18 protein-coding genes are annotated in these 26,792 nt (G+C 45.0%); all 18 read right to left on the reverse strand.

All coding sequences use genetic code 11. The features are described 5' to 3' along the window. Positions 1–5 precede the first annotated feature (5 nt). Entirely contained in the window at positions 6–1,037 is a 1,032-nt protein-coding gene (locus EWE74_RS11555; RefSeq protein WP_239018632.1) for a family 43 glycosylhydrolase, read from the reverse strand. A gap of 62 nt (positions 1,038–1,099) precedes the next feature. After that, on the reverse strand, positions 1,100–4,054 hold the full coding sequence (locus EWE74_RS11560; RefSeq protein ID WP_239018633.1) for an exo-beta-1,4-galactosidase: 2,955 nt from the start codon (positions 4,052–4,054) through the stop codon (positions 1,100–1,102). 65 nt (positions 4,055–4,119) lie between these two features. Continuing rightward, positions 4,120–5,289: a Gfo/Idh/MocA family protein gene (locus EWE74_RS11565; RefSeq protein WP_130141702.1), complete on the reverse strand. Its 1,170-nt coding sequence runs from the start codon at positions 5,287–5,289 to the stop codon at positions 4,120–4,122. Between the two features lie 18 nt (positions 5,290–5,307). Then, positions 5,308–6,300: a sugar phosphate isomerase/epimerase family protein gene (locus EWE74_RS11570; RefSeq protein ID WP_130141703.1), complete on the reverse strand. Its 993-nt coding sequence runs from the start codon at positions 6,298–6,300 to the stop codon at positions 5,308–5,310. A 34-nt stretch (positions 6,301–6,334) separates the two neighbouring features. Further along, positions 6,335–7,621: a Gfo/Idh/MocA family protein gene (locus EWE74_RS11575; protein ID WP_130141704.1), complete on the reverse strand. Its 1,287-nt coding sequence runs from the start codon at positions 7,619–7,621 to the stop codon at positions 6,335–6,337. 203 nt (positions 7,622–7,824) lie between these two features. Further along, positions 7,825–9,339, reverse strand: a complete 1,515-nt coding sequence (locus EWE74_RS11580; protein WP_206365208.1) for an alpha-L-fucosidase — start codon at positions 9,337–9,339, stop codon at positions 7,825–7,827. Positions 9,340–9,697: 358 nt separating this feature from the next. Beyond that, a complete protein-coding gene (locus EWE74_RS11585; RefSeq protein WP_130141705.1) occupies positions 9,698–10,072 on the reverse strand; it encodes a type II toxin-antitoxin system VapC family toxin in 375 nt (124 codons plus the stop codon). After that, on the reverse strand, positions 10,066–10,284 hold the full coding sequence (locus tag EWE74_RS11590; protein WP_130141706.1) for a hypothetical protein: 219 nt from the start codon (positions 10,282–10,284) through the stop codon (positions 10,066–10,068). The genes EWE74_RS11585 and EWE74_RS11590 overlap by 7 nt, the downstream gene beginning before the upstream one ends. Before the next feature lie 307 nt (positions 10,285–10,591). Next, positions 10,592–10,789: a hypothetical protein gene (locus EWE74_RS11595; RefSeq protein WP_130141707.1), complete on the reverse strand. Its 198-nt coding sequence runs from the start codon at positions 10,787–10,789 to the stop codon at positions 10,592–10,594. 2 nt (positions 10,790–10,791) lie between these two features. Then, the gene (locus tag EWE74_RS11600; RefSeq protein ID WP_130141708.1) at positions 10,792–11,244 is read right to left on the reverse strand and encodes a DUF5675 family protein; all 453 of its coding nucleotides are present in this window, start codon (positions 11,242–11,244) and stop codon (positions 10,792–10,794) included. A gap of 7 nt (positions 11,245–11,251) precedes the next feature. Continuing rightward, a complete protein-coding gene (locus tag EWE74_RS11605; RefSeq protein ID WP_130141709.1) occupies positions 11,252–11,884 on the reverse strand; it encodes a fibronectin type III domain-containing protein in 633 nt (210 codons plus the stop codon). 834 nt (positions 11,885–12,718) lie between these two features. After that, a complete protein-coding gene (locus EWE74_RS11610) occupies positions 12,719–13,621 on the reverse strand; it encodes a hypothetical protein (protein ID WP_130141710.1) in 903 nt (300 codons plus the stop codon). Between the two features lie 151 nt (positions 13,622–13,772). After that, on the reverse strand, positions 13,773–16,469 hold the full coding sequence (locus EWE74_RS11615; protein ID WP_130141711.1) for a hypothetical protein: 2,697 nt from the start codon (positions 16,467–16,469) through the stop codon (positions 13,773–13,775). A 26-nt stretch (positions 16,470–16,495) separates the two neighbouring features. Beyond that, positions 16,496–18,340: a rhamnogalacturonan lyase family protein gene (locus EWE74_RS11620; RefSeq protein WP_165384697.1), complete on the reverse strand. Its 1,845-nt coding sequence runs from the start codon at positions 18,338–18,340 to the stop codon at positions 16,496–16,498. Between the two features lie 117 nt (positions 18,341–18,457). Next, positions 18,458–19,585 carry a glycoside hydrolase family 88/105 protein gene (locus EWE74_RS11625; protein ID WP_130141712.1) on the reverse strand — a complete coding sequence of 376 codons (1,128 nt, stop codon included), beginning with the start codon at positions 19,583–19,585 and terminating at the stop codon, positions 18,458–18,460. A 4-nt stretch (positions 19,586–19,589) separates the two neighbouring features. Beyond that, positions 19,590–21,743 carry a hypothetical protein gene (locus EWE74_RS11630; protein ID WP_130141713.1) on the reverse strand — a complete coding sequence of 718 codons (2,154 nt, stop codon included), beginning with the start codon at positions 21,741–21,743 and terminating at the stop codon, positions 19,590–19,592. Between the two features lie 30 nt (positions 21,744–21,773). Continuing rightward, entirely contained in the window at positions 21,774–25,355 is a 3,582-nt protein-coding gene (locus EWE74_RS11635) for a DUF4450 domain-containing protein (RefSeq protein WP_130142377.1), read from the reverse strand. Further along, positions 25,345–26,757 carry a glycoside hydrolase family 28 protein gene (locus tag EWE74_RS11640; protein ID WP_239018634.1) on the reverse strand — a complete coding sequence of 471 codons (1,413 nt, stop codon included), beginning with the start codon at positions 26,755–26,757 and terminating at the stop codon, positions 25,345–25,347. Before EWE74_RS11640 ends, EWE74_RS11635 begins: the two co-directional genes overlap by 11 nt. Positions 26,758–26,792 lie beyond the last annotated feature (35 nt).

Consider the following 26,792-nt stretch of genomic DNA (forward strand, 5'->3'; position numbering starts at 1 on the left):
CTTTTTTATTTTTTTAACTGTATGTATACGGGCTTATCTCGATCACAGTGGATTACCCCATCTTGAAACTCCAGTTCTGCCACCTGTATCGAACTGCGTCGAACATTGTACGCATCGTTGGCCGCACCGGCTCCACCATCATTTCCTGCCGTTCTACCGGGATGCGTAAAATAAAAGATATAGGCTTTATCATCTTGCACAACGACATCGGCATGCAATCCTTTCGTACCGTCGTCAACCCCTTTACCCGGTTCCCGCAGGATATTATCTGGTTGCCGTTGCCATTCGTTCAAATCAACAGAAGAGTAGACACCTAGCCCATCCCAGTGATCGATGATCATAAAGTAGCGGTCATGCCAATAAAATACTTTCGGGCCTTCACCCGCTTGACCATTAAAGGCTTTACCTAAATCCTCCCATTGGTATAGATCCTTGCTTCGGGCGGAGTAGATGGATTTCCCATCCCGCTCGTTATTGTAATACATATACCACCAATCGTCCTCTCCTTTGAAAACACCCGCATCAATAACACGATCCGAAGCCAGTTTCAAAACGGACTCTTCTTTCCAATCGATCAAGTTATCGCTCGTCAAGTGGACAATATCCCGCGGATGACGCCAATCGGAGAACGTACCGGGAACGACGGTCAAATACATGTGATAACGTCCATTGTCTTCAATCACATCGGGCGCCCAATAGGTATAATCTTCTTTGCCATAGGTGATATTCGCATTGGCACGGTACTGCCAACTCGCACCGCCATCTGTGGATTCAGCAATTCCAATAGGCGTGCCGTGCACCCAATCCACTTCGTTGGCAACCTCTATATTGGCCCTCCGGTTCGTATAAAACATAAACCATCGGTTTTCTTCTTTATTCCAGATAACAACCGGATCGGCAGCCCCATCGTAAATGGTATCGCGATAAAGTGGTTTATTCGCCAATTTTGCCGTATCTGTGCTTTCATTATTGGACATACAGCCAAACAAGGCCAAAGATGCCAGCAGACAAACAGCCCATTTTTTTATAGTGTTCAATTTACTCGTTTTTTTGTTTATAATCCTTAAAGATAAGTTATTCTTCAACAGCATGTATCATTCTATTTTTTATTCCGGTTAGAATTTGGCATTAATTCATCCGGGCTGTCTACCGTATAAATTTTATACTGTTGCTTCGAGGGGCTAACCATAATGTCCTCGACGACCGCCATATCTACCTCTTCCGTCGGATCAAACTTATCCGAACCCATGTATGTGATTAAACTTTTAAACAATTGCTTTGATGCCGGCCTGTCTATATCGGCGTGTAAATCTGCACTGCTCATGACCAGTTTTCCGTTGCCAACCTTCGCTTCGAAAACCAAGCCGAGCCTTCTGTTAATGAACCAGGTATCGATAGGTTGTACCAGCGGACGGAAGCCTACCGGAAAATCTTCAAGAATCATGACCTGTGCCCGGTTTTGAATATCCCACCATTGCAGATCAGAATGATAGCTCGTGGGGAATTGCGAAAAGGCATCGCTTTCACTGTCGATTAGCATTCCCGTGACATGTGGTGGACGCATCTTAAACCACGATGTGTTCCAAAACACCGGCAGGAAATGCATCTCCACCTCTTTACCCTTTACAACTTGACCCGATACGTTGAGGAACACTTTACCACCGTTGTTCAAGATTTCTTTGGCTTGATCGTCCAAGACGGTGGTGTAATGGATGTCCGTTTCCATTTCTACCACCTTTTCGGGGTAAACCCAAAAGTCCCAATCATTGAGAAAATCGGTACCTGCCACCGACACTTCCAACCTCAACTGTGATGGTGCTGTAACCGTGTGTAAGGGATAGGAAATATGACCCACCGGTATCCCATTTCCGTTGGAGATCATACCGACATCCAGATTACCGGACGCTAGGGATTTTCCTTCAGTATCCTTTATTGCCCAATTCAGTACGGCATTTTCTATAGGCGCAACGCCGGAATGGAAGAGGTCTATCTGTACATCGAGACGCTCGTTATTTGTAAAGACAAATTTTGGAAAGCGTGCCAAAGGCACCGTGCTATTGCAGAAACGGGCGAACGCTGCCGGCTCGATGTAGCCTTTCTCCTCCCAAAAGGCATCCAGCACCCCGACCAAGGCCGACCCTTGCCCAGGAAAATCCTGCAGGCCGAGCAGCTGAAAACCTGCATAACCAGGTGTTCGGAGGATCTTCTCCATATCATGTTTATAACAGAGTACCTGTAATTTTCCGGAAGCCATCAGAAATTCATGGGCTTGTTTACCCATTCCTTGATCCGTCAAATCCTGACGAAAAAGCTCCAAGTTTTTGGCACGATAGGCCCCCGTATATTTCTGTATTTCGTCAAAATTAGGGAAAACACAATACTGACCGTTTTCATGTGCAACAAAAGGCGCATCAAACTTGGATATCGCCTCCCTGAAATCCGATACGGTCTCCGGTCGCTTATCCCAGGAAAGCCCCCTTACCCCACCCCTGACCTGAAATTCGGCATGTGGCACTACCGGCCAGCTACCGCCTACGCTCATCCCTGTATAAACCCGTCGGCTGTCTTTACTTTTCCAGTAATCCACAAACTCATTCAGGTACCTTACCTGATCGCCTGCCGGTTCATTTCCGGCCGATAACATCACAAACGAGGCATAGTTCCCATATTTTTCGACCATCCGATCGGTTTCGTCATACAGATACTGATCGATAGGCTCACCCACACCGATCTTAACGCCGTGGTTCGGCCAACTTGGCCCTTCGGGCTGCAGGTACATGCCCACGATATCAGCAGCTATAAATGCCGCCTCGGGTGGGCACCAGGAGTGGAAACGTATGTGGTTCAATCCATGGGATTTCGCGGTTTCAAAAATGTCTTTCCAAGCTTCGACGGTCGTAGCCGGATAGCCTGTGAGCGGAAATTCGCCATTATGCAGCGTCCCCCTTAAGAACACGGGTCGCCCGTTGATCAGAAACCTATTCCCTTCTATTGTAAATTCGCGCATACCGAACTGCAATTCCTTTATGCTTTTCTCCTTGCCGGTTTTAAGTGTAGCGGTAAGTGTATACAGTGCTGGATTAAATTCATCCCAAACCTGCATTTTATTGCTGAAAGGTAAATCGACAGACAACGTATCCGTATCTCCGGACCCTACGGAAAAGTCTGCCGTAACTTGGTCCGTCTTATCTTTTTCAGGACTATTAAAACTATTCGCCGAAAGGACAATCTCACCCGAAGCACGGTCTGCCCCACTGTTTTTAAGGACAATCCTCACCTGCGCTTTTCTATTTTTTAAATCTGGAAAAACCTGGATCTCGTCAAAATAGATGGGCGAACCCGCTTCAAGCGACAACTTGCCTACCAGCCCGTTCCAATTTCCTTGGGTATGATCGCTCACACTATGCGAATCGGGACCAACATTGATAAGCAAACGGTTATCCACCCGAATGGAGATCCGATGTTTCCCCGGCGCCATGTTCCTTGGCAGTTCAAATTCGTGTGCTGCCACTAAGCTGTTTGCCATCCCTATTTCTTTGCCGTCAATCCAGACACGTGTTTCTATATGTGCTCGCTCCAGATGAAGGACGACCCTTCTACCCTTCCAGTTCTCCGGAATAGTTATTTCCTTTTGGTACCATGCGGCACCGACATAGTGCTTCGCAGGCGTTAGCCAAAAAGGGATATGGATGTTGCCCGGCTGGCGATATTTTTCCAGTTTGGGATTAAAATAAAAAGAACTGTCATAAATGCTACCTGTCCACTGTGTTTCCAGTGTGATGTCGTCGCCGATATTTTGCTCGATCAGTGATCCGGGTAACTTTACATCGCCGGCAAGGGTTTGACTGAACCATTGGTCTTTTATACCCCGATCTGTTTTATCGAGCGCAAAACGCCAAATACCAGAGAGATCCAGAAAATGTTGCTGCGCCTGTAAAGCGGAAACAGTAAGCAGAAAAAGGGCGATAAAAAACAAGTATCTATACATGGCAGCCATCGTCTTTATAATCGATTCACATTTGGTATTTCCAAAGATATCGAGTTGCTTTGTCATGGGCAACCTGTAGCAACCTGCTCCTCAATCCCCCATCCGGCGCTTTCACCTCATGTGGAAAGCACCTATTCTACCCAATCCACCCATTTTGTATCGTCATTCCAACCCGCTTTTACAATCGTTTCAATAAACTGCATCCCCCTCACGCCGTCGTGTACATTGGGAAAGTCCAGCATTTCCGCTGTTGGCTGCTCGCCTGCTTTGTACGCTGCCACCGTCAGCGCGAAATTACGGTAAATATTAGCGAAAGCTTCGATAAAGCCTTCCGGATGTCCTCCCGGCGTCCGTATATTCCATTGGGCGCGTTGGCTTAAATAAGGATAGTCTCCACCGATATAAATAATCTGCTCGGGGTTATGGCTGGTATTGAAGAATAACTTATTGGGATCTTCCTGCACCCATTTTAGGCTGCCCTTCTCTCCATAAACACGGATATTAATATTATTTGCATTGCCAATAGCGATCTGACTTGCCGCCAGCAACGCTTTCACACCTTGTTCCATCCGCATCATGGCTGTTCCATCGTCGTCAATAGGGCGTCCGGGCACAAAGGTATTCAGTTCAGCACACATTTCTTCAACCTTCAATCCAGAGATATATTCACAAAGATGCCAAGCGTGCGTACCGATGTCGCCCATACAGCCTGCCTTCCCCGACAGACTGGGATCGGTACGCCAACCAGCGTTGTTTCCACTTTCGATTTCGATACGTTCTGCCAGCCAACCTTGCGGATATTCTACATAAATGCGACGTAGCTTACCAAGTTCCCCTGCGGCTATTCTCGTCTTCATTTCTTTGACCGCCGGATAGCCAGCGTAGACATGCGTCACGGCTAATACCAACCCCGTTTCCGCTACTTTTTGCTGCAATATCTTCGCTTCTTCCAAGCAGAACGTCATAGGTTTATCCAGTACGACATGCATTCCGTTGTCCAAGGCGAGCATAGCGGGTTCAAAATGATGGTTGTTCGGCGTGACAATAACGACGAAATCCATACGCTCCTCTTCTGGCAGCGCGATCTCCCCCGCAAACATCTCCTGATAGGAGTTATATATACGGTTGTCTGGAAGATTATAAAACCTTCCGGACTCTTTCGAGACTTCCGGCTTTGAACTGAAACAACCACAAACCAATTCAATCTTATTTTCCATGAGCGCCGCCCGCAGATGAATCGCACCGATAAAACCGGTAAGTCCGCCGCCAACCATGCCCATCTTTAGTTTTCTACTTTTCATATTTCACGATAAACAGGATTAATCTTTTGCAAAAAAAGCATCAAAAGCATGCTTTGAAGCTTGAAAATCGATGCGTTTCGTAAACGTACAGGACTCCCGCGCACCATGCTCACGGTCCATGGCACTATCTTCCCATTCTATAGATAGCGGTCCTTGATAACCAATAACGTTCAGTGCGCGAATGATATCTTCAAAATTGATTTTACCTCTCCCTACGCTTCTGAAATTCCAATAACGGCGGGGGTCTCCAAAAGGAACATGCCCGCCAAATACCCCCACCTGTTTGGGTGTGTCGCTCCAATAGACATCTTTCATGTGTACATGAAAAATCCGCTCTGGAAACTGATATATAAAATCCACGTAATCCACACCTTGATACCCCAGATGACTTGGATCGTAATTAAATCCGAACGCAGGGTGATGATCGACTGCTTCTAATGCTCTACGAGCCGAAAAGGTATCAAAAGCAATCTCCGTAGGATGTACTTCCAGCGCGAAGCGGACACCTATTTTCTCAAACGCATCCAGAATGGGAATGAAACGGCGGGCAAATGCTTTATACCCCTCTTCAATCATCGATTCGGGAACGGGGGGAAACGCATATAACAAATGCCATATTGGGCTTCCCGTAAACCCCACGACTGTATTTACACCTAATGCTTTTGCGGCTTTTGCTGTTAATATCAATTCTTCTGCCGCACGTTGCCGAACACCATCGGGCTCGCCGTCGCCCCATATATAAGCCGGTAAAATACCTTTGTGCCGCTCGTCGATTCGATCACATACCGCTTGTCCGACCAAATGTGAAGAAATCGTTTTTAGCTGTAATCCATACTTTTCTAAAAGGTTTTTGATGCCCTTATAATATTCGGTATCCGTTTGCCGAACGTCCAAATGATCCGGTAATCCAAGTTCCAGTCCGTCGTAGCCAAATTCTTTTGCTTTGGCACATACATCTTCCAATGATAAATCACCCCATTGGAGGGAGTATAATGTTACTAATCGAGACATATTGCTATATTTATAAGTTTAGTAGGCCAGGTTGTTAAATTTGGGGCAGTTTATAACCGTTATGGTATGCTGATACCAGATAACGATTCGCCTCGGTATCTGCAAATTTTCGATTTTCTTTATTCCAATAGAGTTTCTTTCCGGTTCGATAGGCAATATTGCCCATTTGTGAAAAGATCGCAATGTGTGCCCCGGCTTCGATCGGCGCATGCAATAAATTGCGATCATTACGTTGTATCGCTTGTACGAAATTTGCCATGTGGTTGTCCAGTCCACTGTCCTGACTTTTTTGAAACGATACCGCTGCCATCCGCTCACCTTCCGGGATAACTTCCCATCCCCCCCTGTTCAGCACCAGCGTACCATTATTACCTACAAAAGCAACGCCGTGGTTCTTGCCATACGGTCCAAGATCAATCCCTGTAGCCTGCTCCCATTGTATATTAAAACCATCAAACTCAAATACTGCCGTCAAGGTGTCCGGTGTTTCGGCCGCATCATCCGGATAGGCAAACTTACCTCCCGCAGCCATCACCGACTTCGGATCGGAAACTTGCATCCCCAACAGTGCATAATCCAACATGTGTACCCCCCAATCGGTCATCAGTCCGCCGGCATAATCCCAAAACCAGCGAAATTCAAAATGGAAACGGTTGGGGTTGAATGGTCTTTTCTTGGCGGGGCCTAACCACTGATCGTAGTGGACACCTGCCGGAATTGGTTCATCGGGCTTTACCGGTATACTTTTCATCCAACCCTGATAGGCCCATGCTTTCACCAACCTAATTTTCCCCAGTTTACCCGAGTGTACAAAATTAATAGCGTCTCTAAAGTGTTGTTGACTACGTTGCCATTGTCCGACCTGTACAATGCTATTGTGTTTTTGTGCTGCTGCCACCATGAGCTCACATTCGCCGATAGAATTCCCTATAGGCTTCTCCACATACACATGCTTACCTGCTTTTACGGCATCTACCATTTGTAGGCAATGCCAATGGTCTGGTGTTCCGATGATGACGGTATCCACAAGATCGCCTTCCAACAAATCTTTATAATTGATAAAGCGCTTGACTTCAATCTGCTTCTTCCGGAGTTCGTCTATACGTTGGTCTAGAATGCGTTCGTCGACATCACATAGCGCGGTACATTCCACGTTAGGTTGCTTCAGCAGCGCCATTAAATTGGCCCAGCCCATCCCTTTTACACCGATAAGCCCGACTTTAAGTGTCTTGCTTTCGATGGAAAAAGCATTTGCTTTATAAAACATGGTAGAAGCAGCTAATACAGCAGCACTTTTAATAAAACTTTTTCTTTTCATCATATAAGTTTTTAATATCTACAGGTACTTTAAATTTCCTTTTACCGTTTTGGTAACAAGCTAAAGGAAACCGGTTGCATAAAAAATGCAATTAATTGCTTAAGTTACGTTTAATGAATAACTTTTGCAATAGCTACGTATAAAGTTTTAACGATAGCCTCCCGATAGGAGATTATTATAATATAGGAATTTAATCATTACCTTATTCAGAACGAAATTTTAAATACGGAAATATCCTCATTAGGATTTTTATCAGGAAGGATAATTTCCAACCCATTACGAGTTTGCGTGAATGACACCTTTTTAAACCCCAATAGTTCAACCTCCTTTACTTTTCCAATATTCTCGGTTGAGAACGATTTAATTATTGCATTATTTCCCTGCCACCTCACATAAAAAGCATAAAGTATTTTGTCCCCCTTTTTTGTGAACCTGAAATCATAGTCCGACTTGTTATCCTCAACCGAAGGTCCCTCACCAAACAGTTCCCAAGCTCTGGTACCATACACCGCATCACCGTTTATTTTCAACCATTTTCCAATGTTTCGCAATACTGCCTGTTGGTTTTCAGGAATAGTTCCATCTGCCTTCGGTGAAATGTTAAGACATAAGTTCCCATTTTTCGAAATGTTTTCAATTAGTTTCCGAATAATTTGCGATGATGTCTGTAATTTTAAATCTTCGACATAGCCAAATTTGTGACCGATAGGCTCATCCACCTGCCAGTAATAATCTGTTAATACTTGGGGAGCACGTCCCTGTCGCTCAAAATCTTTCACCGTACCATATAAATAGGCATCGTGCTTAGTGCTCAACGACACTTCATTACCCCATTGTGCGGCACGATTGTAATAATAAGCGGCCAATCGCAATTTCAATGGGTCAAGTGTACGGCTGTTTATTCCGTTGTCGAACCAAAGCATATCCGGCTGATATTTGTCGATAATTTCCTGGCATCTTGCCAACCATTCCTCGAGGAAAGCCTGATTTTGCGGTGCTTCTTTGCCTTCCATCACCTCTTCGGCAGAAGGTCCCATTGCCGATGCCTTTGTTTTGTCTGGCTTTTGTGGAGGACCATAGAAATCTGCATATTCGGGTTCGTACAGATCGTGCTCTGTGGCTGCTGTAGGATACATAAAATCCCAATGTTCCATACGATGGTTCGACATCCCGAATTTCATCCCTTGCTTCCTCACGGCCTTCGCTAAATCGCCTATCAAGTCACGCTTTGGCCCCATATCCTTCGCATCCCAGCGGGTTAGATCACTATCGTATAGCGCAAATCCATCGTGATGTTCTGCTGTAGGGATAACATACGTGGCTCCTGCTTCTTTAAATAGTGAGGTCCACTCTTCAGGATTGAATTTCTCCGCGGTAAATAGCGGTATAAAATCCTTGTAACCGAAATCTTTGGGATTCCCCCAGTTTTCCGTGTGGTGCTTTAACATTCCGCCATACATGTGACGGGGATACCATTCGCTACCAGCCGCAGCTACGGAATATACACCCCAGTGTATAAATATTCCAAATTTTCCGTCAATAAACCATTTTGGAGTGTGATAGTTTTCTTTTATCGACTCCCAAGTAGGTTGATATGGTCCAGGCGGAATATCGGCTGCCTTCTCGTTGGGCAGTTTTATAGTTACCCGCGGTGGAGGGTCTTGTTGCGCCAGCGTAGACACAGAGATCATAGACAGCAATATTAAAAGTATTTTTTTCATGACTATAATGTTCATTTAATTTTAGTCTCAAAAGCAGACCATACCTGATTATCGGAATATATCGTTACGCGTATTAAAGTTACATTGAATCATGACTATATCGATTTCTGTTCTGGTTTATAACTATACTCAAAATTACATTTCAGAAACGGCATATTATTGTTCATTACCTACATAAAATTACACTTTATCGATATTATTCTTTTTTTTAACCTTAAACATAGACGATAATGAACAAGGAAGACCTAAGAAAACTATCCGGAGAAAGTCCTGGGAGATATAAAAAAACTCCCGAGGCTCATCACCTCGGGAGTCTATTACATCACCAACGCCGTCGCCGTCGGTTCCACTCCGGCAGCTAGCGCAATACCTTTAAATTGTCGATTCGCTTAAAATGTTTTTTATTCAATGTCACTATAGAAAGGTCATGTACAAGACATGTAGCTGCTATAAAAATATCACGAAACTCAATCATCTGATTACGTTTACGCAATACGTGATATATCTCCGCTGCTTTCTGGGCAATCTGATCAGTAAATGGCAAGGTTACGAAACTCTCGGTAATAATCTCAACGTCTTTCACTTTCTCCGGTGTTATAGCCCCCATATGAAGTTCATATAACGTCACCGAAGATAAATAGATTTCCGTACCATCCGCTATTTTATAAAGAGTGGTCGACAACTTGTCCTTTGCTCTTAGATGTTCAATAAAAATACCTGTATCAGCTACCATTGAGGAGGTGTAAGTTTGTCAAATACTTGCTTGTTTTCTTCAAAAACTTCCATATCTTTATCTGACCATACCGAAATATTGGCCAACTTTGCCCTAACATCTGATACACTCTCCTTTTTACTGGCAGATTGAAACACAACCCCAAGCTCTTTGAGAAGTTGCTTCACCAAAGCACTTTTTGTTTCTGGAATATTAATAGTCAACTTTTCCATATCACGAATTTACGAATATTTTGTGATAATGAATGACATTATAGGAAACCAATATCATGGTCATAAGATTAAACCTATAACTAAAAAGCTCCCGAAAACCAAAGTTTCCGAGAGCCTTTTCCGCTAATTTGCTTTAAACAATCCTAGTTAGCGTTACCGTCTTCGCCGTTTTCCCTGTAGCAATCGGCTCGTCAGATAACTAATGGCGGCGCCGATGATGGCCATGAGACAGGTCTGCACAACGTTTCCCCAGTCCAGACTGCTCCACACCGAACAGACAGTACCGCCGAGAGTTCCTAACTGTACGTTAGTCATCATCCGCATCGCGGTCCTCCTTCCTTTCCGTTTCTAAAGGCTTATCCTCTTCGTTATTCAATACGGTTTCGATAATACCCAAGCCCACCGCGATATACTTCAATACTTGCAATGCCTTTCCCGGCAATTTTATAGGAGCCAGCAATACCACTTGTATCGCCCGGCTAACTTTTTTGATTATTTTGTTCACGTTTAAAAATTGTTAGAAATGACTAAATACACTTCTCCTTTTTCCATCACGGCACACAACCGTTTGTATACAGATACATACGCCTTTTTAGACTGACGGATCTCATACTCATGCTCTTTCTGGAAGTGCTTCACTGTTTTACCCACCAAGAGACAGCCCGACGTGTCGGAGAAGTCATTCCCCATATGGATATAGATATACGAGTAATTCGGAACATCCATAAGCTGTATCATACCGCGATGAAAATCGGGAAACAATTTCTTATAGCGACTGTTCATCCCGCCATAGCGTCTAAATGCCAGCTTATAACGTCCTGCTGGAATAGCCGTGCTACCCTTGATTTTCTCGTCACGCACGGAATCTTCCAACCCATAACAGCTAAATTCATTGTCGATATAAAATTCAGACAGGGTACTATTCTTCCCCTGCCTGACACGTTTTACGTGTATCTCCATACTGACCCTATCTTGCCATTAAGGATACTGTTTCACTCCAATCGCCATCGCCTTTTTTATTGGTCGCTCTTACCCGGAAATAGTAGGTTACACCTGGGACTGTCGGCGCATACACATTGCTTCGGCTCACACTTGTCCGGAAAGCTTCACCCCATTCCGGAATACCGTCAGCGTCTAAACTATCAGCCACTTGATACTCATAAAACAAGGCCTCTTTTAGTGAGTCAAAGCTAAAAATCAGCTGTCCTCGTTGCAATCCGTCAATTACAGTAGCACCCGTTACCACTCGGGGTACTAATACAGGCTTGGGATCAGCCTCCAATGTCAGCCCGGAACTCAACAGCATGGAGCGCGAACCATTCGCCATTTTATTGACATAAAAAGCGATATCTTTTAAACTCGCCAATAACAAACCCCGCGCATCGTTCTTCTCGGCAAATCCTAACGTGCTTCCCCCGGGGGATACTTGTTGCCACCGAGCACGGAAATCCAATAGCTGCTCTTCCAGTTCCACCGCCGTAACCGGCAAATCGATAAACAGCGCATGTCCATCTAAACAGTCCAGCACTCTTCCTGTCAACGTGCTTAGTTGGTCGTCATTCAATCCTGAATAATCCAACAATACTCTTTTTTTTCGCATTTTTCTTTTGTTTATGGGATTGCTCCCGGTTTAACCATAGCGATGATCTCCGGATATCATCTTGGGAGCAAACATAGAGGCGGATTTGTGGGATTACCAGAACTGGGACAACATGAGACAGGTCTCTCGAAATACCCCCCAATTGGGACACTAAACTCCCAAACTGGGACAGTCGTTTGTGGCTATATTTCTTGGGACTGCCCCAAAATAGCCCCATAAACCGTACGGTTTATGACGTTGACCGAACCCTTTCTCCTATAAGGGGAGCACTATATCCCAAAAAGGGAAAGCTTTTGATTAAAAAGGGAATACCGTATCAAATAACGTGTTCCCCTTTCTTCTATATACCAAACGCTTTATCGGAGAAAGGGAACACATAGCATTAAAAAGGAGTTACTTAATCGTACAAAGGGAATACTCCTCGAAAAAAACCGTTCCCTTTTTACTAATACGGGGATACCTTATACTAAAAGGGGGAACACTGGATGTTAGAAAGGGATCACTTGATGGCATATACCATCCCCTTTACACCACTAAGGGAATACTTGGTGGCGTAAAGTGTTCACCGAATATCCTATAGGGAACACATTCTTCGGAAAAGGGGATACCATTTACGATACAGCCAATGGTAAAAACGGCTAAGCGATCACCTGATCGCGCAAAGGGGATACGTTATCGTATAAACCGTTCCCTTTTTCCCGTAAAGGAATCACCGGATGGAAAAAAGGGATCACTTGTTATGAAAAAGTAATCACAAGATAGGAAGATCCATTCCCTTCTTATCAGAAAGGGAATGCCAAACATCGTCGACCGTTCGGTAAATCTCGGAAATATTTATGTTTTTCTCTTCTGCTGTTCTTTCAGATACTTGGAAAAAGTCCAGCATCCCTTGTCATGTCTTATCATTAAGGCCGTCACTTCTTTCTTCAGGTAATAAGGGCGGTTGCCTATCCGGCATACTTCAAATAGAATCTGATTCCGTATACATCGATAAAACGTGGAACGCCCTACGTTTAAAAAGTCCAAAATCCAATTGATCGTAACATGCTCCGGCTCCGGAGGCTCAGACAGGGGTGGCGGGGATTCGGCAGGTGTTTCTTCGGGGAAAAACACTCCTTTGGACGGTTCCTCTGGCCTAAAGCCCAGTAAGGTATTTATTTGATGAACAAGCCGTATGACCTTAGCAGGTACCGTTACAGTCTGGCCATCGAAGGCACTCATCGCGCCGCCGTCAACAGAAACCAGCGCGGTCGCTCCCTCCGGTATGTGGTTTTCTCCCCAACTCGCGAATAGTTTATCCCATCGTTGAAAGAGCAATTCCTCTGCGAAAAAGAAAATTATGCCATATTTAGCATAGTTAACATACCAACCAAGATAAAATAGGCCGTAGTCTTTCCAGGGATGTTCTTCAGGCGTATTGACCACTTCATCCGCCATAAAATTGCTGACGACATGGAACAGCACATACCCCAAAACGCCAATAATGACCATACCGCCAAAAAAGAACAAAAGCGCGCTACCGACGCGATGTAAACGTACCGCCAATAACGTGGCATAACGTACCAGGTAGGCAATTCCCATCCCTACTCCAGCGAGCAGGATCAACGTGAACAGCCGGGCGACTGACATCTCGCCAACTTCCCAATTCCGGATCAGAAATACGATAAGATAGACGAATATCAACGCCATGTGCAATAAAAGTCGTCGGTACTGCGATAGGTAAATAACAGGTTTCATAGGGTCATAAAAGCTTATCAATAACACGTCAAATGGGGGCTTTTAGAAAAAAACCACTTGAGATATAGATTTACATCTGGTAATCATAAAGTTAATGATTTTTTGTAATAATTGCAAATTATGCCATTCTACTTAGCAAAAGGCAATCACATCACTTTTCACGGACATGGACATCCACGATCTTTCTTTCGACAGCCCCGTACAAATCCAGTCCTTCGATCACTAAACGATACATACCGGGTTCATCGGAGGTATAAAAATCAAACTGGGCTTTACCGGACTTATTGATAACGATGCTGGGCTCCCAATGAATCGTAGTCCTAAGATCGCACTTTTGTACTTGTCCTGCTTGGTCGGTTTCAAGATGGACAGGTTTATAAAAAATCCGGCTGATATATAACCCTTGTGGATTGATGAGCTTGGTATCCGTGCGGAGACTCGGTCTGCTAAAGGCGTATCCTTTGGCGCCCGGCTTTGTAGTCATAATAAATACTACCCGCGGCTTACTGTCGTTGAAAAGATTATAAGCAAACAGGTAACGGTCGCTTCGAAGTACCTCAATACTCTCCAAAGCATCTAGATTAATCATCGATGCGCGGGCGGAGTCGATTGGAACTCCGTCTACAACATAAAACGCTCCTAAAGGATTTCCTGTTATAGAATTCCATTGAACGCCTATTGCTTCGTATTCGATGCACTGTTGCAAGGTGGTACCTCCTTGGAGGTCGCTGGCATCAAATACATAATCGGCATTTCCGGGACCGTTGAAGTTAGCCGATCTTTTTGAGGCCTTGTTCCGTTTAGCATCAACCACAACTGCTTCGATAAGAATGGAGCCATCTTCTGCTAACTGCTGAAAATGATGCTGTACCCGTCGGAGCTGATCCACGAACAACTCATTTATATCATTTCGTTCCATAGGAAGATTTCGGCTTATAGGGAGATCGGAAGGCTGCTCTTCGTCCAGATCCATCTTTGCCCTTATTTTTTTGCCTCTCTTGTCGACCACAGATAGCATAAATTCTGTACCGTCCAAAAACATCAAATCTTTAAATGCAAACCGTCCGTCTTTGTCGATCTCCGTTTCTCGATAGTTCAAATAATCATGAGCGGGAAATAGCTGCATCTTCGTGTCCGAATCTAAATTTCCGCCACCTGATTTCTTGACATGCCCAGCTAAGGCAAGGCCATGTTCTACCGCATATTCTGTACTGTCTTCTCTATCTATATGAATCCAGTTGATGTTTCTCCAGCCTTGCGTCAACATCAAATAATCTATATCCTGGGTCCGTACACTATCTCCAGGAAAATAGAATCCCGGCTTTTCGATGAATCCCTTTACATCTGCACTTAACAATAATGTCGACAGAATATTGGCTCCTTCATCTATCATTTCCGCATCCACAGCAGAGAGGTGAACAACACTTGCGGAATATGTTCCGATTCGGGCACTATTTAATCCTTGCGCCCATTCTATCGTGACATTCACCTTTTCTCTCGTGTTATAGATTTCCTTATCCAAAATGACAGACAAAGGGGCGACACTACCGCTGGTATAGCGAAAGACCGGACGTTCCGCAATGGGCATCAGCTGTTCATCCAGGACGCTTACTGTCAAGACTCCATTCGGTATACCTGTCAGTGGTAACGATGTTGTAATTTCGGTGGCAGATAGCTGTTCTTTACTGGTTTTGAATACCTTTCCCAAATGGTGCAGCACAAAATAGACGGTTTGGTTATTCATCAGATCATCTGAAACATTTAGCTGTACGGACAATGTTGTCGTATCTTGGGCATCAACCAGCAATGAATAGCCCGATGTGTGTATGCACGGCATCAGCACTTCTTTCTTTGCGCCACTTTGGTCTACTACAAATGCACGTATACTATAATCGGCAATGGGTATTATCTCTGCACCCATCCCCAACGGATTTGTCTCTATCACAGCAATAATACCTGTATCAGACCGAAATTCAAGTTTTGCCTGAAGCCCCAGTCCTTTATCATCGACGACCTTTGCCGCCATCCGGTTAGGTCGATCCATCAATAGCTTACCTCCTTCGGGGAACAACTGGACATTTGGCGTGTCCTGCTTTATTACCGGACGGATAACTTTACTTATTGAAGATTTTTCGTCGTTTTCAAAATAGTAGCGTATCATATGGCCTTGATGCTTTTTATCCAACGATAAACGCACCAAGCCGTTATCGTCTGTCTTGCCTCTTTTTTTATTGCGCACATACCCTCCTTCCATCATTTCAAACTGTATGGGTCTATTGGAGAGCGTCTCTCCTTGCAAGTTTTTCAGCTGTATCCTATAATCTGTACCGTTATCCTGTTGAATGGTATGCGTGGAGGTTAGTGTTTTATCCGTCAGCCCATTGGTAATATATATAGGCCTGTCATAAAAAAACTGCCCATCGGCATTTCTCATCCAATTGCTGTATGCACGCAACCGATACGAGCCTTCGATGCTGGTACCGTTCAGCTGAATATCGGCAAGACCTAAACCATTGACCAAGGGTATTTTAATAAATACTACCCGTTCGTCTAAGGGATCAATCAGCTCGATGTAGACTACTTTACTCAGATTTGACAACAAGTTCTCTACTCCAATAGTGCCATATACTTTGATCCAAATGGTTTCTCCGGCGGAGTATAAGGGTTTATCTATATGAAGATATAATTTCTCCTGAAAAGGCTGCTTTTCCTTAGTCGCCAAGTCGTTCAAAACTCGGATACCGTCTTGAGCTGCTAAGCGGAAGGCGTTTAGTATCAAAAAAAGCGAGAGAACAACGTGTATTCTCGCTTTTACAAGCAGTTCTCGGTTCTCTGTCACCAAGTTCAAAAACTATATTTTATTGGTAAACATCCTCAATTCCCCAAATAATAGGATGGAACCGGCGCTTGTGGATAACCCTGTGAGCGCTGAAGCACGTAGCTTCTATAGACACCGTCTTGCATTAAGGTTACCTTTCGGTCCTTCGCTGGAATATGGGTATGGTAGATTCGCAATTCGCCGGGCAAGGCGGTCACCACCTCTTCACGCCAATCGCCAAACAGATCAGCTATCATAATGATATCACCGTAAATACCATCTGCAATTTTATCACCTTTCCAATAGCCGATAGACTGACTCCTTCCTCCTGACATCGATTCTGCGCCCCAACGGTTATCATCCCCAAAAAACAATTGGCGGGTATTTCCTGCATCCCACCAAATCCAATTCCGACAAGGGGGTACATCAGCATTGGAAGCGAGTTTTTTCCCGTCGGCACTTAACATGTATTTATCGGTAGAACCTCCTTTTTTATCCTCTGCGGCAAAACATTCCAACCCGGGACTATTCGGATCGATGTCTGCAACCATACCGTCCCCCACATGAAAGGTTTTATGTCCAACTCCCCAAATCCGCTCTCCCGTACTGGCATCCACGGTGCTCACGCCATAACCGTTATCGATCCATGGCTCAATAGCCAAGAATACCTCCATCCCCTCCCGATTGGGATCGATATCGGTCATATAGGCTTTATCAGAATGCCCAAGACCTGTCGACCAACGCAATGTTCCGTTGCTGTTAAGCATACAGGAACCGAGCAAAATCTCATCCTTTCCATCACCGTCCACATCACCGCAAACCATGTTATGTGCGCCTTGGCTTCGCACGACAGGGTTCTCCTCGTCACCATCCCAGCGCCAAAGTTTTTCTAATTTACCATTATGCAATTGCCAAGCATCAACCGTCATTAGCTTATAGGTACCTCTAGCGGCAAGAATGCAAGGAGTCTTCCCGTCTAAATAGGCCATACCGATTTGGTTTCGGTTTTGACGATTTACATTACCGTATCGGTCATTACGTTCCGGCCAGTCTACACGAGCTATTTCCTCGCCGGTCATTCCGTTCAATACTGTTAAGTATTCAGTGCCTCCATAGATGCGTGCAGCATCGTTCTTGAGATAATTGTCTCCAGCAGTTTTTAAGGCGATTTCCGCTTTTCCGTCTCCATCAAAATCATACGCAATAAAGGGCGAATACCACACACCCGGCTCAATACCCGGCCCTAAGTCTTTCGTCCACAAATACGTACCGTCGTGCAAATAGGCTTCTATTTTATACGTTGTACCATCATCGGGGTTCGGCACACCGGGATCAACATTCGTATGAGGGTGGCGGATAATATAATCGTATTGACCGTCACCATTTAAGTCGGCTACGGCTACCTTTCCTGCCCGCACATTTGGATCCTTCAGTTTTATACGATGATAATTGACTTCTTCGCCATCATATTGAGCCAAGGATTTCTTTTCGCTTATCGTTTTCTTGGCGCCGTTGATCGCCTCTACCCAATAGATTGCATCGGCATCCTTAACGGAGGTATCGATAAAATCCGTTGTAGCGGTGATCGGCTTTTGATTCAGTTTCTTCTGTTTGCTATTTACGGCACGGTATACGTTAAATGCTACGGCGTCATCATCTGTTTTTAATAATCGCCAACTGATGTGGATAGCATCATTTTCTTTGATACGGGCTAAGGTCAACCCACGATCGAACTTCTCTTCAACTCTTGTTTGGGCAAACCCCTTCACATCTTGTTTCGGCTCGTGACTAGGGTTTAAAATCTCATACATATAGGTGCGCTCCTTCGGATCTTGTGAAAAAGCCAATGTACTAATCGCGAAAATCAGCATGGCACTGCAGAAGATTTTTTTATAGTGCATAAAAAGAGGTTTATTTTATATCTGATATCCACTAAGTTAATATTTTCCTTTCCCTACGGCAACCTGCTCTGTCCTGTTGAACAAGAAAAAGAATGGAACTAAAACACTCGTCTTTTCTTAATCCACCAGCCTATAAATCTCCGTTCCGGCCAGCAATACACAACCTAAACCATAATCTTCAAAGTCCGGTACTTTGTCGACCGTCACCGGCTGACCGTCTTTCGGTTCTTTTCCCGTAGATTGTACATAACCTAAGAAACCGTTTGGTTGCAACGCTTCATCCGCGATAGCTGTCCAGCCCTTTTCCACGATAGGCAAATAAGTAGCTTTGTCCAAGATACCATTGTTAACACCCCACGCCATGCCATATACAAAAAGAGCAGTTCCAGAGGTTTCTTTCCCACCAAAATGATTCGGATCGTGTAAGCTTACATTCCAAAAGCCATCTGTACGCTGTAAAGGAGCTACACCTTCCGCCAGGTTCTTGAAATCTGCTAAATATTCGGCATAATGCGGATCGCTTGTAGGTAACTCTTGCAATACAAGCGCTAAAGCTGCCAATACCCAGCCATTACCCCGCGACCAATAACAGTCTTCGCCGTTCGGCTCGGTATACGGTGGAACGAAATCCTTATCGCGCCACCATAGTTTATCTTCCGGATTGTACAAGCCATTTCCGCCCTCTACATATTTAATATGATAGTACATTTTGTACATGTAATCGAAGTACTTGGTATCGTTTAGGGTAACGCCCAGTTTTACAAAAATAGGCATCGCCATCTGGATGGCATCGATCCAAGTCCAGTCGTTATAACGTCCGCTATTGATAACGGAATCGATATTCATTTTGATCGCTTCGATCCGGATTGGCTGCGGATCAATACGGTATAGATCGATATAGGTCATCCCACAGTTTTGGTTATCTGCATGCCGTGTATATACTTCCCCACGAACCGGTTTCCAGTCATGCTTTTCGCCCCATTCTACGGCATAATCGTAATACCGTTTGTTCGGATCGATCCCATAAAAGGCCATGAGTCCTTCATAATATACCCCACGTGTCCAGATATTGGCCCGACGCTCTTTATTGGTAATGATGTTTTTTCCCGGATCCGGCCATTTCTTCATGAAGTAATCATTCGCTAACCGTAGCTGCTCAACCACCTCTTTTTTTGTGGTGAAATCTTGCGCCATGGACACCACACTTCCACAGCCTACTAAAATAAATAGAATTATTTTTTTCATATCGTTAAGGCATCTTTTTAAATCCTTCTTTTTTAATCTTCCAAGTTCCATCTTTAGGGAATCCGGGGAAATCTCCTTCCGAGCTATCCCATCCTTCCAACATCATCGCCACCGCGGTCAGGGTTCCTCCATTACCCGGAAGATAGATACGTAGCCTTCCGTCCTGATAATTATGTCCGTTTTTGAGGTAGGTATTCGTCTGGATATCCATGAAAAGCGCTTCCAATGCCTTTTCGGGCAGGTCTAGGCGTGCGGCGTTCATAGCCGTCATCGGGAAATCCCATCCCCAAGTCTTCTCCCAGGACCATTTCGCCCATACCGTATCCAAGGTATTTTTCATGATACCTTTATCCAATTTCGGTGATTCGGGCACCATACCTAATGCACCTAAAACTGCCGGATGATCTGTCATCCATTTGGGGAATGTATACGAATCCGTAGCCGTTTCTGTGGCCAGATAAACATCTCCTTGCACTGGCAATGCGGCCAATTTATTGATCACCTCGTCCCAAGCTTCCACACGGGGTTCACCTAGACGCTCTTTCCATTCCTGTGCAACGCGCAATGCCCAATCCCAATAAGCCACTTCATAGGTAGGATTAATGGTTTTTGCCGCCTGAAAAACTTCCTGTGCCGGGATCACGCCCAAGCCCAGGTTATAGCGGTCTTTTTCTACATCGTAGTGTGCATAATCCGCCATAAACTCAGCCGAAGCAAAGACCAAATCTTTATATTTTTCCAATACCTTTTTATCTTGCTTATCGCGATATGCCAGTTCCGTCATATAGATGATATGGGGTTGCTGCCAGATCAGGAAAGCCGCGACCGAAGACGGACTTTCATTACCGTCGTTGTCCGACATTTTAATCCACCGCACGCCTTTATATCCCTGACGTTCTGCCAATGCTTTTGCTTTTTCAAACGTATGGAAATAATAGTTCAACGTCTTTTCCATAATTTCAGGACGTCCCCAGAGTGCAAAATGCACACCATGCCACCAGTGCATCTCCGTATGCGGTTTGCCATACCAACTATTGAAAGTAAGCCCTGTTTCCTGCGGTGGATTGTCGCCACCGCACTGAACGCGGGTGAGGTATTGCGATAGTACCAGTCTACGCTCCAATTCGTTTGCGCGAGGGTCGGTACTACCTTCAAAATCTACGGCTGCGCCACTTTCCCAAAATGCTTTCCAGCTATCTTGGCTTTCTCGGGCAACTTTTTCGTAGTCTGCCGTACCACGTTCAAAGTTATTTTCTTCCGCAAACGTAAAGGAGAAATCAAACGTCTCCAGATCGGACGCCGGTTGATACACAAAATAGTGTTTCCCGGTCTCCTCGAGTTTTCCTTTTGAATAGTTCAGCCCCGTAAAATAATTGGTTCCCGACAGGCCATGTTCCAATACGGCAGTTTCATCTGCCTGGGCAACAATTTTGCTTTCATGCTGATCTTCCTTTTCGTAATAGGCTGCTTCGTCCAGAAACTGGCCGCTTGGAAAAGGATAACGTACAAATACCTGTATGCGTTCGGCTTGAATCAAAGGCGAAGTCACTTTAACGGCAATTTTATCGGCTGACTGTGCTGCAGCCGTCCAGACCTCTACAGGTTGCCCCCCTACCGTAAATTTACTGTGAATTAGTCCGCTCCACAGATCAAGCGTTTGTTCAGCCTCCTGAATATCGTCTACCGTTGCCTGTTCTCCGTTTTCTAAGGTAAATGCTAAACCTACGTTTCCAAGCTGCAGGCGGTGCGGATTCACCCGGTAGTATTCTGTGGCTTCTGTATTCCTCCCTCCTTCTTTATGTTGAACGCTGTATTTCGCATCCCGTCCTTCGTTGTTAAAATCATATGATTTCAAGGTTTCTTCGAACAAGTAGTTTTCATCATTGTCGAAGGTATTCCAACCCCATTCCGATTGTGTACCTAAGGAAACGCCTTTTTTGTAATATGTCGGAAAAGACTGCATCCCCGTGACGTCTACCGTATAGGCAAACACACCATTTCCAACGGTTAATGAAGCCAGTGTATCGGCCGATTGATTAACGATATTGTGACGCTGCACAACCGCTTTTCGATCAATTTTTCCGCTCTCGGGCGTCGTCTGGCAGGAGGCGAAGATCAAGAGGGCTGCGCCAAGTCCCGTTATCAAATTTCTGCTCATCTATATGTATTTTTTATGTTAGCAATAGATTTATTTTGTCAATAAGGTGGCGGCGATAAGACCGACCACCACGTCGTTTGTTTCTGCAATAAGCTGTAATGCTTTCAAGTTTTTCGAACCATCTAAAGGCAAGTCCAGCAGCGTTGCCGCACCGCCCTCAACCCCTCGGCTATTAAGCCCTTTAATTTCCGTGTATTTTTCCAACTCACCGCCACGATATAGTGCACCTGTTTTAAGCGATATACGATAAGGGATTTCCGCATCAGGAATCTCAAAGGCATAATTATCGTCCAGATAATCCTGCTCAATCGGCCACCAGTTTGTCGGATTTTTCAGTTCCAAAACAGCTTCTTCTCCATCCTCATACAGCACTTTGACCCTCGCATTCACCATCTGGGACTGCATTGGATTTGTCGAACCAGCCATCAGTAGGTATACTTTGTCGGCCTTTCCCGTTAGGGCAACTTCTTGCATCGTCGGATAATTATCCCATTGACTGACAAACAGCACGTTTTTGGCTTCTCCTTTAATCAAAAAAGGAATACCCAGATAGTTTACTTCTTCTTTTTTACGCGCTGCCATTAAGCCACTATCGTCGATCGAAGGTTCGACCAATGGATAGCACCAGTTTCCAATCCCCTGCCACGGCAGCTGTAGTGTAGGTACGGCCGGCCGTGGCGATAGATAACGCTGCTTAAAAATATCGCTGAGCCGGGCGTTATAATGCGTAGAAAGATCTTGAGTACGGTACGTTCCTCCGTTTTGCATCGCCCACTGTATATGTTTCACCGGTATCTGCGTTCCTGCCACTTCGATCTGAAAAATATTGGTACCTTTCGTGAGGGAGTTGCCCGGCAATTCGATTTCCGTAACGGCTGACGGTGCAAATGACACCGTTTGCTCGAAACCAGCTTTCTCGATTCGCCCTGCTAATTGCTTCTCCGTATGATTCCGTAAATGCAGGTATTGCGTACCCTCCTTCATTTGTGTATCCGCGCCAACAGGTGCCGTCAAAGAAAGGTTTACCGCATGCCACCAGGTCACATTCCCCTGTTTCAATTTCACAAAGAAAGTACCTCTATGCTCCTTCTGTACAACGGAAAAAGTATGCTCCGTTTGCCCTGTAATGAGTTGCTGTGGATCATAGACATCAACCAGTTTCACACTTGTCGATAGCGGAAGCGTAAGTTCCTCCGTATATGGATGTTCGATCAAGGCATTATCTGGGAAATCCAACTGGCCTAAACCGTTTATTTTTACAACAAAGTCTGTTGCGGCAGGGGCTTCAAACGTCAACACAGGTTTATTAATCGACGATCGCTTAACCGACCAATCTACCGGCTCTCCGTTCACCTCTACCGAATTCATAAACGCAAAGCTAAGCGGCACTTCCATTTTTAAGCCGACAGGCTGCTCATATCGCGTATGGATGTCATAATATAGGTTTTCTGCTTCGCGCCGAAAGGCATAGCTCCATGCAGGAAGTTCAATCTCCGCAAAATCCCAATCCTCCGGAAATCCCGGTTTTATCAATACATGGTTGTCCAACAGTTTGGGATGAAACCCGAAAAGGCCTTCCGTTAGCGTCCGCGAAGCCACCCCGATGGGATCTGCAAAATCCCGGTATAGTTCACCGCGGAAGGCATCGTAATGTGACAATTGTTGAAAATTACCCGGACTGATACCATGGTACATGCTTTCCATAATGTTGCTCTTCCAAAGCCGGAAGGCGTCGTCCTGTCGTCCCGATTGCCAATAGGCCAAGGCTCCCTGCAAGTTCTCTGCGAGTGCCACGTTGTTGACCGACCACGTATAGGGTTGCCAGGTAGTTGTTGCTAAGGTGTAAAGATCCTCGTGCTCCTGCCCTTCAACCTTAATAGGGATATGGGGCAGGTGATTATCGATATATCGGGTATTTTGGTAGCTATCAAATTCATCCAGCAAATAGGCGTCTGCGATGTGATAGATGGTCCACAGCCCCGGTTTGTCGTGCACCAATTGCTGGCCCAAAGCATCCTGATATTCGGCAAAATAGCCTTTTTTTTCTAGCCAGAGTCGTTCGCGTAACGCCTTACCGATCTCTGCTGCTTCCTTTTCATAAACGGAAGCATCTTTTCCCAGCAGTTTGGCCAGTTTTGCTGCGGCTTTATTTGCTCTATAATTGTATGCCGAGGTATGCGCTACACCCCCTCCCGAATACTGCAACCCATCACTCGCCCAGATCGCACAATACGCGTCATAGAGGCCTCCTCTTTTGAAATTACGACGCTCCCAATCTAGATGACGTTCAATAGTAGGCCACATTTCCCGCAGATACGTCAAATCGCCTGTATAGTCAAAATGTGTAAACATTTGATCAAAAAACACCAGGTTCATATCATAGTGGTGGGCTACCGTATTATTATTCGGATTTCGGGAAATATACCCGCTCGAAAACATGGAAGTTCCCATTTCCTCTATATGACGTGCCAGATGCAGTGCGGTATCCATAACGACTTTGGCATTTTCAGGTTCCAGCACTTGCGAATTAGCATAGCTCGAAAAATGCTCTTTTGCCCGGTCGTGCCAGCCCAATGCATCTGCTGAATATGCTCCCCTCCATGCGTTCAAACGCATGCGCCAAGCTACGGCACCGTGTAAAAAGGTAGGACTTTCCCACACGCCATCAGCAGCAACCGCCAAAGCGGAACCAAACGTATTCAAGAAACGATCCGGTGTTTTTAATTTTATCCATTCTGTCAATTGCAGACGCGCCTGTTCAGCACGGCCATAGCGTTCCACCAGTTCTTCTTCGGAATATATTTTCTTACCTAAACGACCTCTAGCTACTTGAATATATATAGGTTTATGCTGTAGTGTATAAGAACTATATACAATTGGATGGCCGTTGGTCCCCGTCTGCGTGAGTTTAGCTAAATCTTCCAATACCGTCGCATCAGAAAGTTGAAGCTGGTCGGTAGCCGTGAATGTGCCGTAGACAAACTCCTCCTTTCCTTTCCCATCCAAGTAGGCTAACTCGAAACTATTTTGCACGAACTGGTAGCGATTATTGACGCTATATTCTGGCAATAAGTAAAAGCCAGATTCCGGATCGGCTCCAATGTCTCCACCGCGGCTGAACTTGCGCCCGCTTGCTCCACCATATATCGCATGTAATTTAGCTCCCTCGGCGACACCAGTTGCATCCAGTTTGACGATTAGTCCTTCTTCGTCCGCCTGCGCTAACACCGTAATATCTAGATGACCGCTCCCAATGAGCTCATCCTGTATCTTATATACCATCGAACCGGGACGATATCTCGTCTCAATATGTTCTGCTTCGATCAGTTTCTTGAAAGAACCTCGATTTTCTAACACAAATTGCAAATTTCCGGCCATCCCCGGCATATATAGTGCAAATTCCGGCAGGTCTCCAGCTTCTACTCGAGAGGCCTTATGGTTTCCATACAAAGCTCTATTAAAACGGTATGTCCCGTTGACGAGTAGGAAATCTCCATTGTCCTCCGTATAATGTAAATCACGGAGATGGTTCTGCCAATGCTTAGACTGTGCCATACCTGTAAACAAACAAACTCCACTAAGCAGGAGCACGGCTACCAATCTAATTATCATAATCATTAAAAGAACTATACACTTTACCGTTTATTTCCACATTTTCCAAGGTCACATTTTTGAGATGATCGACATCATACGCCTCTTCTACACCGTTTATTTTACAATTGATCATCGTAAAGCCCGTCACCGGCGACGATTCGTAAGCATTTGAACGTACCGCATATTGACCTCCCTGGCTGACCTCCAAATTTTCGATCCAAATATTACGGATCGTGGGGATATATGATCCTTCTTTATCATAAAACATATTGAATCGTACAGCCGCATCTTTATATTGTCCAACTTTGGTATTATAAAAAAATACATTTTCAATAATTCCACCACGCATCGAATTGGTTTTGATACGTAGCGCTCTATCCAGCTGGGGGCTATCCATTGTATTATTCAGTGCGTAAATATTACGTGCTCCACCCGCAATTTCGCTACCGATCACCACACCGCCATGACCGTCTTTCATCATACAGTTCTCAATGATGTAGTTTTCTGCCGGACGTCCCATGTTACGACCGTCTTCGTCTCGTCCGGACTTGATGGCAATACAATCGTCTCCCGTATCAAAATAACAATCGCGAATCCAAACATTCTTAGACGCTTCCGGATTGCACCCATCGTTATTAGGACCGTGTGCAATAACACGCACACGCTCGATCAACACGTTTTCGCACAAAACAGGATTTAGATTCCACATCGGGCCATCAATCACTTCTACATCGGCGATCCACACGTTTTTACATTTATACGGCTGTATAAAAGTGGGACGTAGAAAATGACCATGACCAAAGACGCGCTCCTCTACAGGACGCTGCTCGGCTGTATATTGATGTATTAATTTACGCGCCGGTCTTTGATTTCCTGTACGTGTTTCATCCCATCCGTATTTGGGATTACCAACCCAGTACCACCAATGATCTTTATTGGCATTTCCATTTAACAAGCCTTTTCCTGTTATAGCAATATTTTCTTGCTCATAAGCATAAATAAACGGGGAGAAGTTTATACAATCGGATCCTTCCCAACGTGTGTGTACCATCGGGTAATCGGAGCTATCTCTGCTAAACAGGATAACCGCTCCATCATTCAGGTGTAGGTTGACATTACTTTTCAAATGGATGGCGCCGGTAAGAAACTCTCCCTTCGGAACGACAACGCGTCCGCCGCCTTCCGCATGGCAAACTTCGATCGCTTTTTGAAAGGCTTCGGTATTTTTGGTAATGCCATCATTCTGTGCCCCGTACGCTGTAATCAAATAATCCTTATCCCGAAAAACTGGTTTTGTTATTTGTTTTTTCAAGACGTCAATCTCGGTTAAAGGCTGTTCCGTAGTGGCCCAGCGGTTTCCTTGCCCCATCCCCATCGTCACCAGACAACACAAGTACAAACTTCCCAATAGTTTTTTCATTCTCATTTTTTTAGTCAGGCAGATCTTAAAACACC

This window comes from Sphingobacterium corticibacterium, from assembly GCF_004208525.1.
Lineage (GTDB): Bacteria > Bacteroidota > Bacteroidia > Sphingobacteriales > Sphingobacteriaceae > Sphingobacterium > Sphingobacterium corticibacterium.